This is a genomic window from Shewanella sp., assembly GCF_048265805.1.
In the GTDB taxonomy this organism is placed as follows: Bacteria; Pseudomonadota; Gammaproteobacteria; order Enterobacterales; family Shewanellaceae; genus Shewanella.
This window is the reverse complement of the sequence record NZ_JBLXAT010000005.1, coordinates 50225-62694: the sequence shown is the minus strand read 5'-3', so window position 1 is coordinate 62694 and position 12470 is coordinate 50225. Positions and strand designations below refer to the sequence as shown.

The window sequence follows — 12470 nt, the reverse complement described above, 5'->3', positions numbered from 1 at the left end:
TAGCCAGTAATAGCCAGTAATAGCCAGTAATAGCCAGTAATAGCCAGTAATAGCTAACCAAAACAGTCAGCCCCAATCGCCATGATTGGGGCTTAAACTTACAGACCTAACACTTGTTCCACATATTTGGGGAATTTCGCTGGCCAGTCGGCGTCGAAGAAGTGACCGCCTTTATGGGTATGCTGCTCAAACTGGTTATCTTTGCTGAAGTAACTCGCCAGTTTTTTATCTAACGCCTGATTACCCTCGCGTTCAGCCTCGCCATACGACAACACCACGCGTTTGCCCTTCGGTGCTGCAGCAGTCATGGCGGTTTGCATTCCCCCAGCGGAGACAATGAGCGCCCCACAATAATCATCTGGGTGTTCGGCCAACAGATGTGCACTGTGTAAAGCCCCTTGGGAGAACCCCATTAACGCAACGCGCTTTTTATCTAACTTGGCAGATTTTGCCGCCAACGCTAAGGCTTGCTGTACTGCTTGTTGCGTCGACTCGGTATCGGTACGCGCCCACCGGAAACGATGATCATCCAGCTTTTCAGTGCCGTTGATGCCAATAAAAATGGCTTTATCAGCGGTTAAGACCTCGGCTAAATCTTTACTATCACTGCCTTCAGTACCGTATCCTGCTAACCACACCAACACCGGCCAACCATCGGCTGGCGCCGTGCCTTTGGGTAAATGAATATAGGCTTTGCCAACATCTTGCGCATGCTGTGGATAGCGTAGTTTGGCGTTGGTCAATAATGTGTTGTAGGCGCTAGACTCAGTAATTTCGGCCAGTTCATCATCCTCTTCCATGGTGATGTACTGCCAGAAACCACGCTGGTCGGCCAATTGCAAATAAGTGTCAGCCTGATCCGGCACGCGTAGATACGCCAGTGCGGCCGCCGCTTGGTACGGTGCCCAACTGCTGTATGGGTCACGTTCAGTGGCCATCAAGTAATAGGCCAACGCTCCAGCATAGTTATTCCAGCGTGACTTCTCTTCATCGCCCTGCGCCATAAATTCGCTAGCAGGCGCATTATCTAAGTACAAATTGGCCACTGGGCTGAGTGTTTGCCAACGTACGTCGGCCTCTGATGGCGGTGCAGAAGTTTCAGTGTCGGCCACTGCCGCAGCAGAAACGGCCATCGTTATCGCCACAAGCAGTGGCTTAACTGACAGATGTCTTAAGTCCATTTATCGATCCAATTAACAGTAAGAGATGAGTCGCCAAAGACAGAAAGATGAAAAAGGGGCGGCCCCCTGCATCTTCCTATGTGCGAAGCCATATTTTAGCAAGACCTTGGGCCACTACCAATGGGTTTTCAGCAAACGATACCAGCAAATGCGAACACTGCGTTTTGCACAATAGACTGCCATCGCTCAGCTAAAAGGCAGCACATTCAGAAGGGACATGTTATGATCGCGCCACTTTTTAGCGGCCAAGTTCAACGGTGGCTGCTGATAACAACTATCTACCCTACATTGATAAAAACATCCGTTTTAAGGAGTGATCATGCAAGCCCTCGTTGCCGTTGTTATGGGGTCAAAAAGCGATTGGCCAACAATGGAAGCCGCCGCTGAAATCATGGATACCCTCAAAGTGCCTTATCACGTTGAAGTGGTAAGTGCCCACCGCACCCCAGATAAACTGATTGAGTTCGCAGCAACTGCCGCTGACAAAGGTTACCAAGTGATCATCGGCGGAGCTGGTGGCGCGGCGCATCTGCCAGGCATGCTGGCCTCAAAAACCCGCTTACCTGTGCTCGGTGTCCCGGTACAAAGCAAGGCGCTTAACGGCATGGACAGCTTGCTCTCCATCGTACAGATGCCCAAAGGCATTGCCGTAGGTACCTTGGCTATCGGTGCTGCGGGTGCATACAACGCGGGGTTGCTGGCTTGCCAAATTTTGGCAACGCATGATGCCGAGCTAGCCAAACGTCTTGAGGCATTCCGCGAAGCACAAACGCGTTCTGTGTTAGAAAACCCAGATCCGCGGGAGGCATAATGGCAAACGCTATTTGGGTATTGGGTAATGGTCAACTGGGCGCCATGCTTGCCCATGCAGGTAAGCCGTTAGCCTTAGATGTTAACCCCATCGATATTATGGCACCGACGGATGCACAGCTACCGATGCAAGCGAGTGACATTGTCACCGCTGAGCGTGAACAGTGGCCGGAGTCAGCGCTCAGCCTGCAATTGTCACAACACCCGCAGTTTATCAATAGCTCAGTGTTTGGTCGTTTAGCGGATCGCTTTACCCAAAAAAGTTTGCTGGATGAGCTCAACGTTGCCACGGCACCATGGCAATTAGTCGATAGCGATGTCAACGAGCCCACACTGCACCAACACTATGGTGAACGGGTGCTGCTCAAACGTCGCACAGGCGGCTACGATGGTCGCGGCCAGCATTGGTTGAAACAAGCCGAAGCCACGACTATTCCTGCCGATTGGCGCAACGAAGCGATTGCCGAGCAAGCCATTAACTTTGATGAAGAAGTGTCGTTGGTTGGCGCGCGTACCCATGATGGCCGCTGTGTGTTTTATCCACTGACGCTGAACCTGCATCAAGATGGTATTTTGATGGCATCAATTGCACCTCTGCCCCGCTTGGTGCAATATCAAGCAGCGGCGGAACAGATGCTAACCACCATCATGGACGGCTTAGAATATGTCGGTGTGATGGCCATGGAATGTTTCCGTGTTGGCGACAAGCTCTTGGTCAACGAGTTGGCACCGCGGGTACACAACTCTGGCCACTGGACCCAAGCGGGCTGCCATATTGACCAATTCCAGCTACACCTGCGGGCACTGGCAGATTTGGCAGTTATGACACCACAAGTGAATTTCCAATGCGTGATGGTGAACCTTATTGGGGTAGACTATGATGCCCGTTGGCTGGCACTGCCAAATGCCGAGCTGTTCTGGTACAACAAAGAAGTGCGCCCAGGCCGTAAAGTGGGGCACCTTAACTTGTCGGTGACCGAACCGCAGCTTTTGGCTGATAGCATTGCCAAACTGCAGCAATGGATGCCAAGCCAATATCAGGCGCCGTTAGCGTGGATTTTAAAGCATTATCAAGGTTGATAATGCCAAAGGAGTAGTGAATTGGATTTTACCCACAGCAGCAAACTGAACGATGCCAAAGTTTCAACTAGCCAACATATTTTACTGTTGCTGGTACCAATGCTGCTGTTTTCACTGCTTTGTTGGATGTTCAGTGGCCCGGGTAAATACCCGTGGCTACTGCTCTGCGGCGTTAGCATCATCTACTATCTCGCCTACAGCTTAGGTTTTTTTCTGTACTTCAACGTACTCAGCCACCAGCACGATAAGCTACAGCAGCTGACCAACATCAATGACGCGGCGATGGAACTGCTTAACCTGCATCGCTACTGCAGCAGTGAACATGAGTTTCTTAGTGCCCTGCTCTCTAAAGCGATGAGTTTGATTCCCGGTGCGGAATTTGGCTCCGTGATTAAAGTCGATCCCTCAAGCAAGAAACTGCAATTTGAAGCGGCCGTAGGGTTGGATATCAAAAAGCTGCAAGGGCTTAGCATGCAGCTGCATCAAACCTTTCAGTACAAAATGACCGGTGGCCGTTGTGACCGCGCAATATTACTGAACGAAACCGATGGTGGCTGTGCCGCTGATGCCCACGGCGCCGAGCAGATCGCCGATAACCGTATTCATTCCACCCTGTCTTGCCCAATTCATCTCGACGACAAACTGTATGCCTTGTTAAACCTTGATAGTGAACAGCCCGGCAGTTTTAGCGATTACGATGTATCCATTGCCACGATCTTGAGTAATGCCGCGGCCAATGCCTTGGCACTTTATCACCAAGCACAATTGATTGATGAACTACGTCATTATGATGCACTAACTGGCTTAGCGAACCGTGAGTTTTTTGAAGAGCAAGCGGTGCAATGGCCGCTGCGCGATAATATTGATACTAGCTTGATCCTGATTGATATCGATAACTTGAAAGAGATTAACCAACAGCAAGGGCTGGAAGCGGGGGATGAAGCACTGCGCCAGCTAGGGCTAGCGCTCAAACAATGCTGGCCAGCAAAAGCCTTACTGTGCCGATTTCGCGGTGATAAATTCGCCATTTTAACGTACGGTGATAGCAGCCAAATCAGCGCTTGGCTCGGCGATGTCAACTTAGAACTAAGCCGCCATCTACCAGGTATTCGCTTTACGGTGGGTAACGCATTGTTCAATGGCAACCTGCCGGAAACCATTGAACTCGCTGAGCATGCGGTGAGCTCTCGTCAGCGCCTACTTGCCAAAAAAGAAACGCCACAACCAGGAGGAATCTAACTCCTTTTGGCAACTATGATACTGCGCCGCATATTTGCGTGAACGGGCATCCACTTTTTTAGCGACTCGTACTAACCATTTTTTCTTCCAGTAGCTGCCTCTTTTGTAGCCGCCCCACCCTTCGTGATAATTCAGGTATTGGTTTTTCGCATCCCACTTGGAGACGCCATTAATTTTATGGGTCTTCCAAATAAACCACCCCATAAAATCCATCGCGTCATCAAAGTCACTGCGGCTTGACCAACTATTGCCTGTTTCACGCACGTAGTCGTCCCATGTCATGGTTTTTGCTTGCGCATAACCGTAAGCATCGCTAGCACGGCCAATCGGAATAAATCCGAGAAAATATTCCATGGGCGGTTGGGCATTGTGTTTAAACGAGCTTTCCTGATACATCATGGCAATCGGCACATGTACTGGTACACCCCATTTATCGCGAGCATCGACCGCAGCTTCATACCAGTCGTGGTTTTCCCGAAAGATTTCACAAATATTGTCAGGATTTTTGGGAGGTGGCGTGGCACAGCCAGCTAACAATGTGGCAGCGACAACAATTAGCGCACAGTTACGCGCGCTACGTAAGCAATGAGGGAGGTAACTTTTTTGAAGAGACTGCTGCAAACCTAACTACCGGAATTGAATCTAGTTATTGCCATTGAGCCCGACTCGCCGACAAATATCAACCCACAATTGCAGTTAATCCTCCGCCAGCTCACATTCGTGATACGCCTGCGAGCGGATAACGGGTTGCCAAAAAGTTTGATCGTTGCCGCGATACTGCTTATCAACATTGAACTGCGCCATCAGCTGATAACGCATATCGGCTACCACATCGACCGTAATCGTTTTAGGCACCCGCGCCGCTAAGCGTACTTGAAGTGTCTCATCATTAATCAGTTCCGAGACGGTAAAAGTATGCTCACCGACGGGCAATAGATAATTAGGCTTAGAGATCACTGCCTTGCCGTCCACGCTGGTGACCACTAACGGAAAATAGTGTTCAGCCGGCGCGGCGGGCAGATAGGTACTCACTATACCACAGCTTACCTCTTCCTCTGGTGCTGAGGCGCAGGCAGATAATAGGGCTACGGCGACAAAGACTAACGAATATTTCAATGTACTGGTTCGTCCATCGATTGTTTGTTACCAAAATAAGCTGCGAGATACTCATCAAAGGTCAAGGTATCCGCTTGCTCTATCCGCAACTGTTGCGCCAACGAGGCGGCGGTTTCTGCATCGAACGACGCAGTCACAGCATCTGATAACGGCTGTTGCTTAAGTTGTTGGTAGTATTGTTCTGACAGTTGGCGCATCCAAGTACCGTGATCCAACCCGGTATCGGCCAAGGTTTGCCAAATGCGGCCTGACAGCGTCATTTCTGGATCTACCACCGCTTGCTGCCAGTAATCTAACGCTTGTAGGTATTCCTTACCATCTCCATCGATTAAAGCCGCAATGCGGCGCATGCCAGCAAATACGTCACCCAGCCATTGCTGCAAGGTGATTGCTTGTTGGTTATGGTTTAAGGTTAACTGTGGCTTACGTCCTTCCATGACGACCGCTTTTAAGTTGGCCGCCAACTCTTTCTCACCCACATCATCAATGATGGGTGAAGGCGTAAACAAACAATACAGTAAGAACAGATCAAGGAAGCGTACCTGACAGGCATTGATACCAATCGGACTGAATGGGTTTACGTCTAAGGCGCGCACTTCTATGTATTGCACCCCAGCGCGGCTTAGCGCTTCTGAAGGTTTTTCACCTCGTTTTACCACCCGTTTAGCACGGATCGGCGCGTAGAATTCGTTCTCAATCTGCAAAATATTGGCATTGAGTTGACGATATTCGCCATCCACTTCCACACCGATATCGGCAAATTTTTTCGATGGCATTTTTATCGCCGCTTTAATGCCACTGAGATATTCATTGAGCGAGTTGTAGTTGATCGACAACGTTTCCTGCTCTTTGTTGGTATAACCTAAGTCGCTCATACGCAGTGAAGTGGCATACGGCAAATAGAGCGTACCTTGACCATGCTGCAGGAATTTCAAATCAGTCTGCTGCTCTTTTAAGAAAGAACGGCACAACGCCGGTGAGGCGCCAAACAGATATGGCAACACCCAAACCAAACGGCGGTAGTTACGGATCAGATCAAAATAACGCTCGGAGATAAAATCGGTCAGCGGCAACTGTTTATCGCTGTGCTGATATAACCGCTGCCAAACGGCATCATCAACAGAAAAGTTAAAGTGCACGCCAGCAATAATTTGCATCAACGCACCATAGCGATAAGTTAAGCCTTTGCGGTAGGTACGTTTCAACGTACCGGTATTTGACGTGCCATACCAAGAGATAGGAATATCGCGCTCATCGCCAACATAACACGGCATGCTCACTGGCCACAGTTTTTCACCATCTAGATGCTGCACCGCGTAAGCATGAGTCTCAGTCAGTCCGGTGAGCATCTGATTGATATCCTCATACACCGGAGTAATAAACTCCATTAAGGATTCACTGTAATCGGTGGTGATGCGAGAGTGAGTCAGCGCAGCGCCGAGTGCCGGTGGATGAGGCGTTGTTGCCAACTTGCCATCTGGTGCGATGCGCAGTGCTTCCCGTTCGATACCGCGATGCATGGTACGTAATGCTTGGCGGCTATTTTCATCGGCGAATAATGCCAACGTCTCATCAAATGACTTCAAGTTTAGATCTCTGTAATTTAGCTCAACTGCCGCCACCTTAACTCCTACCTAGCGGGTAGTGTCAAGTTTTACATAGCGAATAAAAAAGCAGGAGATGGCGGTTAAACGTAATAAGGTGACGAAATCACTTTCGTCACCTTAGTCTGATATGAGCTAAGTGGCTCGTCCCCTCATTATGGGGACGATTTTAACTATTACAAGTTCATGTCGACCACTTTGTAGCCAAGAGCTTCCAAGCTCGGTTTAAGCGATGCTTTATCACCAACAATCAAAATGCCCATTGATTGCGGATCGAGCCATTTTTTCGCGAGTTGATTGAGCTGATCCACCTTGGCATTGGCCAAAATTTTATCTTGTTGCTCAATGTAGTCGGCTGGTAAATCATAGCGTTGGATATCACGGATAAACTCCGCTTTGTCACTTGGGCTTTCGTACTTCAACGCCTGACTTTGGCTGAGCGACTGCTGGGTAAATTGTAGCTCTTCCGCCGTCATTCCAGTTTGGTAATATTGGGAAATCTCCTTCATCACCTCTGCTAATGCTTTATCAGTCACATCGGCTCGAACATCGGCCATGACCACAAACATCCCTTGCTGACGATCACCGAAAAACATCGAACGTGCGCCATAGGTATAACCTTTATCTTCACGCAAGTTGAGGTTGATACGGCTGTTAAAAGCCTTGCCTAACGGGTAATTCATGATATTGGTTTGGTAATATTCACCAGTTGCATCAAACGGTAACGCGAGCTTACCCACACGGATAGCAGACTGCGCAGCGCCTGGCTTATCCACTAAATAAACGGTGTTACTTTTGACCATGGTTGCTGGCGCTTGCTCAATTAATTGACTTGCCGCGCCAGTTAACGCAGTGATAGGTGCCAATTTCTGCAGCAATTCAGCCTGAGGTAGATCGGATACAGCGACAATTTTGGCATTACCTGCGGTATATTGCTGTTGGTAAAACGCCTTAACATCGGCCATGGTCAACGTCGGAACTGTCTGCAACGTCCCCTTGGTTGGTACGCCCATAAACATCTGGTCACCAAACAGCATCTTGCTCAATCCCTTATTTGCCAATGCCGTTGGCTCAGCACTTTGTTGTTGCAACATCTGCAGTATCTGCTGTTTGCTGCGATCAAAGTCGGCACTGACAAACCCTGGCTGCAACAGTTTCTCTGCCAACAAAGCCACGGTCTGGTCGAGATTTTCAGTCAAAGCACTAACACGCACGGTACTTTGCACCGCCCCAGCGTCAAAACTGATACGCGCACCTAACAGCTCCAACTCATGAGCCAGCTCTTCTGTGGTGTGCTTCGCGGTAGACTCATTCAACACTTGCGCAGTTAAATTAGCTAGGCCAGCTTTCGCAAGTGGCTCTAACTGGTGCCCACCATTAAAGTACAACACAATATTAGTAGTTGGTGTTTCGGTGCTTTGGGTACCCATCACCTCTACATCGTTGCTAAGTTTACTTTGCCATAAGCTAGGCACATGTAGGGACACAGCGCCTGCAGTTGCTGGCTCAACATTGCGATCAAAACTCGTTTTTGCCGTAGCGATATTTTTAGGTAAGCCTTCCACCGCTTGCGCGGCCACAGGAGGATTAGTTGGGGTAAAGTTATCAGCCGCAGCGACTAACGCCTTGCCCCCGTGCGGTACCACACTCAATACTACGCTGGGTTTGCCCTTGATGTACTGGTTGTACACCCGCATCACATCGGCTTTAGTCACCGCACTATAGCGTTCAAGGTCAGCGTCAACTTGGTTTGGCTCACCCGTGAAAGTTTGGTTGTAGGCTAAGTTAGACACTTTGCCGCGCACACTCTGCAATGCAAAAATCTGTTGCGAGCGGATCTGCATCTTCACTTTCGCAATATCATCATCAGTAACCCCACGGCTTTCAAACTCCGCAATGGAGCCACGGATCTTCGCTTCAATCGGTGCTAATGCGCCACCTTGGGCTGGGTTTGCTACTGCGTAAATGCTCATCTGGCACGCCAATTCAGAGCAACCATGGCTAGTACCTGTCTGCACAGCTAGGCCATCTTTTACCAGATTTTTATACAAAATCGAACTTTTACCGCCGCCCAAAATATTGGCTAACACGTCTAACGGTGCTTCATCGGCGTGGCGCGCATAAACAGTTGGGAAGCCGATTTGAATTAATGGCAGATGGATATTGTCCTCAAACGAGACATAACGGGTTTTATCTAAGGTAACTAATGGCTTGGCCAACGGAGTAACTTCTGGGCCGCGAGGGATCTCACCAAAATACTTATTTACCCAGGCAAGGGTTTGCGCTTCATCAAGATCACCACCGATGGTCAACGTCGCGTTATTAGGACCATACCAGCGGCTGAAAAAGTCACGCACATCTTGGCTCGTGGCGCGGTTTAAATCCGCAGGCCAACCAATCACTGGCCAAGAATAGGGATGCCCGGGCGGATAAAACGCTTGGTCGAAAACTTCATTTGTGCGGCCATAAGGACGGTTATCAATACGTTGACCCCGCTCATTTTTCACGGTAGCTCGCTGTACTTCAAACTTTTCATCCGTTAACGCTGGCAGCAAAAAGCCCATGCGATCAGACTCCAGCCAAAGCATTTTCTCTAACTGATTGCTGGGCACGGTTTCAAAGTAGTTGGTACGGTCGCTGTTAGTCGTACCGTTCATGGAACCACCGGCTGCAGTCACCGTTTTGATATGTTGCTCATCTGCCACATGCTCAGAACCTTGGAACATCATATGTTCAAACAAGTGCGCAAAACCTGTACGTCCATAGCGTTCGCGATCAGAGCCAACATGATATGTCACATCCACATGCACCAACGGATCAGAGTGGTCTTGGTGCAGAATGACTGTGAGACCGTTAGCCAATTGGTATTTGTTGAATGGTATACCGATTTCCCCCGCTTTAGGGGTATATGACTCCACCAATTTAATGCCTGCAGGCAAACTAACAGCGGCTTGTGTTTGCGCTGTTGGACTCGCCGTATCGGCGACCTCTGCCGTACAACCTGAAAGCGTAGCTGCTACAGCAACCGCCACTAACCAACCGTTTTTCATCTGTGACTCCTTCACCTACTTATCTCTAATGGCTTCTAACACTAGGATTTAAATCGCTAAAATGCTATTGCTACTTTGTGATAAAACATTTCTTTTAGGAACTATTGACCGATAGCGTTTTATTTTCCTGCAAACCTAAACACGTTATGCGCATGCCGTAACCATTGATGTTAATGAAGTAAGTAAGCTGGATGGAGGGTGTTCAATATTCTGTGTCAGCGTAGTCACAGATCTATATGAGCGCTGGATGCAGTTGAATTCAAAAGACGTTTAAATGTCCCCTTCTCCTAACTTTACTACCAGCTTCATCGTACTGAAAACCTGCGCTAGTTAACATTATGTAGTTCTTTAAAATCATGAGAACAATCTTTAATATGGCCATAAGCTATAAGAAAACGATGTTTTGCCGCCAAAGCTGGCGAATTACAATAGTCTAAAGTAGCAAAGGAACGATCTCGGCGCGCCGTTATTGGTTCTAACACTAGATTTACCGCCCCGTTTCGGGACATAACTATAACAATGCAGGCCATTGGCACTGCTTCGGATGACACATGATTTGGCAGACTGTTACTAAGCTCCCCTTTTGGCAGAAGGTTGTCGCTGGTTTTTTACTTGGCGTATTAGTTGGCGTAATTTTTGGCGAAAAGGCCACACTGGTTGCTCCTCTGGGCGATCTGTTCATTTACGCGATCAAAATGCTAGTTGCCCCATTGGTATTCTGCGCCATTGTTACCAGTGTTACCGCCATGTCTGGCGATGGCGTTAACCTTAAACGCCTCAGTATAAAAACGCTGGGTATGTTCATGCTGACTGGCTTACTTGCCTCGTTGATCGGTCTCGCTGTTGGTTCATCTATTGATATGGGTGGCACTATGCAACTGGCAAGCACCGAGGTACGCGACCGCAATATTCCCGGTTTCGCACAAGTGCTACTGGACATGATCCCGCAAAACCCATTTGCCTCGCTGGCGAATGGTGAAGTGCTACAAATTATTGTGTTTGCGGCACTGATTGGTATTGCAATCAATATGGCCGGTGAAAAAGCCACCCCGCTGAAGAATGTCATTAACGCTGGTGCTGAAGTGATGTTCCAATTGACTCGCTTGGTACTCAAACTGACGCCTATAGGGGTGTTTGGTTTGATGGCCAGTGTGATTGGTGAATACGGAGTGGGCACACTGGAACATTTAGCGTGGTTTATCCTTGCTATCTATATTGGTGTGATACTGCACATTCTGTTGGTATACGGCGGCATGATTAAGCTGGTCGCACGTTTACCATTGCTGCAATTTTTCCGTAAAGCGTTACCAGCACAGATCGTGGCCTTTACCACGTCATCTAGCTATGGAACCCTGCCAGTGACAACCCGTTGTTCATTGAATATGGGCGTGTCAAAGCGCTATTCCGCCTTCGTGCTACCGTTAGGTGCCACCATGAACATGGACGGCTGTGGTGGAATTTATCCAGCTATTGCTTCTATCTTCATCGCACAGATTTATGGTATCCCGCTAGAACTTAGTGATTACATCATGATCGTCGTGACTGCCACGGTTGCCTCGGTAGGTACCGCTGGCGTGCCAGGCAGCGCAATGGTCATGCTGACTGTGACTCTGAGTGCGGTCGGTTTACCATTAGAAGGCATCGGCTTTATCGCTGCCATCGATCGTGTCATCGATATGGCACGTACCTGCACCAACATTACTGGCGATATGATGACATCTGTGGTGGTCGGTAAATCTGAAGGCGAGTTTGATGAGGCGCAATTCTACGCCGATACCACTGATGCGCCTGAGCACACTGAAGCGCAAGCAAGCTAAACACCCACATCTCAAAGCTAAAGAAGGTCGCAATTGCGGCCTTTTTTGTTTTTCGGCGTCAGACACTTATATACTAAGAACAGCATCACTCGCCATTGCAGCGCGAGCGTAGTCGATGCCATAGTAAATCGCCAATATATCCGCCGACCCAACCCGATGATGAGGAGTAACTATGGGCCGTATGTTGTTTGTTCCCATTATTCTGTGTCTGTTATGGATTTTATTTTTGCGCTTCTTTGGCATTCCGCTGAAGAAAGGTAAGCAAGGGTTTATCTGGATTATTGGGGTGAGCAGCTTATTGATTGTGATGCTAACAATCGCCCTCTGGTTGACTCGCTAGCGTAATAAATGGAAAGCTAGCTCGCAGTCTCGCAGTCTCGCAGTCTCGCAGTCTCGCAGTCTCGCAGTCTCGCAGTCTCGCAGTCTCGCAGTCTCGCAGTCTACTAAATAATATTTGGGGAATTTTTACTAAGAATTTTTAGCGTGGAAGTATCTGAAATGGCGGAGAAGGAGGGATTCGAACCCTCGATGGGAGATAAAGCCCATACTCCCTTAGCAGGGGAGCGCCTTCGG

10 protein-coding genes are annotated in these 12470 nt (G+C 48.8%); 5 read left to right on the top strand and 5 right to left on the bottom strand.

From position 1 onward, the window contains the following. Nucleotides 1-98 precede the first annotated feature (98 nt). Nucleotides 99-1181 carry an alpha/beta hydrolase gene (locus ACN0TT_RS04850; RefSeq protein WP_417761017.1) on the bottom strand — a complete coding sequence of 361 codons (1083 nt, stop codon included), beginning with the start codon at nucleotides 1179-1181 and terminating at the stop codon, nucleotides 99-101. Nucleotides 1182-1500: 319 nt separating this feature from the next. Between ACN0TT_RS04850 and purE the strand changes: the two genes are divergently transcribed. Genes purE through ACN0TT_RS04835 form a run of 3 tightly spaced genes read left to right on the top strand, consistent with a single transcriptional unit; the run spans nucleotide 1501 to nucleotide 4310 of the window. Further along, on the top strand, nucleotides 1501-1992 hold the full coding sequence (gene purE / locus ACN0TT_RS04845) for a 5-(carboxyamino)imidazole ribonucleotide mutase (RefSeq protein ID WP_417761016.1): 492 nt from the start codon (nucleotides 1501-1503) through the stop codon (nucleotides 1990-1992). Further along, a complete protein-coding gene (gene purK, locus ACN0TT_RS04840; protein WP_417761015.1) occupies nucleotides 1992-3071 on the top strand; it encodes a 5-(carboxyamino)imidazole ribonucleotide synthase in 1080 nt (359 codons plus the stop codon). Before purE ends, purK begins: the two co-directional genes overlap by 1 nt. 21 nt (nucleotides 3072-3092) lie before the next feature. Further along, a complete protein-coding gene (locus tag ACN0TT_RS04835; protein WP_417761014.1) occupies nucleotides 3093-4310 on the top strand; it encodes a sensor domain-containing diguanylate cyclase in 1218 nt (405 codons plus the stop codon). On the opposite strand, the gene ACN0TT_RS04830 is transcribed toward ACN0TT_RS04835, so the two are convergent. The 4 genes from ACN0TT_RS04830 to ACN0TT_RS04815 all read right to left on the bottom strand — a co-directional run bounded on the left by ACN0TT_RS04830 (nucleotide 4269) and on the right by ACN0TT_RS04815 (nucleotide 10080). After that, a complete protein-coding gene (locus tag ACN0TT_RS04830) occupies nucleotides 4269-4865 on the bottom strand; it encodes a hypothetical protein (protein ID WP_417761161.1) in 597 nt (198 codons plus the stop codon). The genes ACN0TT_RS04835 and ACN0TT_RS04830 overlap by 42 nt on opposite strands. 141 nt (nucleotides 4866-5006) lie before the next feature. Further along, nucleotides 5007-5426 carry a hypothetical protein gene (locus ACN0TT_RS04825; protein WP_417761013.1) on the bottom strand — a complete coding sequence of 140 codons (420 nt, stop codon included), beginning with the start codon at nucleotides 5424-5426 and terminating at the stop codon, nucleotides 5007-5009. Next, nucleotides 5423-7012, bottom strand: a complete 1590-nt coding sequence (gshA, locus tag ACN0TT_RS04820) for a glutamate--cysteine ligase (RefSeq protein WP_417761012.1) — start codon at nucleotides 7010-7012, stop codon at nucleotides 5423-5425. The genes ACN0TT_RS04825 and gshA overlap by 4 nt, the downstream gene beginning before the upstream one ends. A gap of 194 nt (nucleotides 7013-7206) precedes the next feature. Further along, nucleotides 7207-10080 carry a M16 family metallopeptidase gene (locus tag ACN0TT_RS04815; RefSeq protein WP_417761011.1) on the bottom strand — a complete coding sequence of 958 codons (2874 nt, stop codon included), beginning with the start codon at nucleotides 10078-10080 and terminating at the stop codon, nucleotides 7207-7209. A gap of 551 nt (nucleotides 10081-10631) precedes the next feature. Between ACN0TT_RS04815 and ACN0TT_RS04810 the strand changes: the two genes are divergently transcribed. Together ACN0TT_RS04810 and ACN0TT_RS04805 are read left to right on the top strand one after the other, a co-directional pair. Further along, complete coding sequence (locus ACN0TT_RS04810) at nucleotides 10632-11897, top strand: dicarboxylate/amino acid:cation symporter (RefSeq protein ID WP_417761010.1); 1266 nt, start codon at nucleotides 10632-10634, stop codon at nucleotides 11895-11897. Nucleotides 11898-12069: 172 nt separating this feature from the next. After that, nucleotides 12070-12237, top strand: coding sequence for a hypothetical protein (locus tag ACN0TT_RS04805; protein WP_238894724.1), 168 nt, complete (start codon nucleotides 12070-12072; stop codon nucleotides 12235-12237). The last annotated feature ends 233 nt before the right edge of the window (nucleotides 12238-12470 follow it).

Coding starts and splice junctions, on each gene's coding strand:
- ACN0TT_RS04850 (WP_417761017.1), bottom strand. CDS start 1,181: ATGGACTTAAGACATCTGTCAGTTAAGCCACTGCTTGTGGCGATAACG.
- purE (WP_417761016.1), top strand. CDS start 1,501: ATGCAAGCCCTCGTTGCCGTTGTTATGGGGTCAAAAAGCGATTGGCCA.
- purK (WP_417761015.1), top strand. CDS start 1,992: ATGGCAAACGCTATTTGGGTATTGGGTAATGGTCAACTGGGCGCCATG.
- ACN0TT_RS04815 (WP_417761011.1), bottom strand. CDS start 10,080: ATGAAAAACGGTTGGTTAGTGGCGGTTGCTGTAGCAGCTACGCTTTCA.
- ACN0TT_RS04810 (WP_417761010.1), top strand. CDS start 10,632: ATGATTTGGCAGACTGTTACTAAGCTCCCCTTTTGGCAGAAGGTTGTC.
- ACN0TT_RS04805 (WP_238894724.1), top strand. CDS start 12,070: ATGGGCCGTATGTTGTTTGTTCCCATTATTCTGTGTCTGTTATGGATT.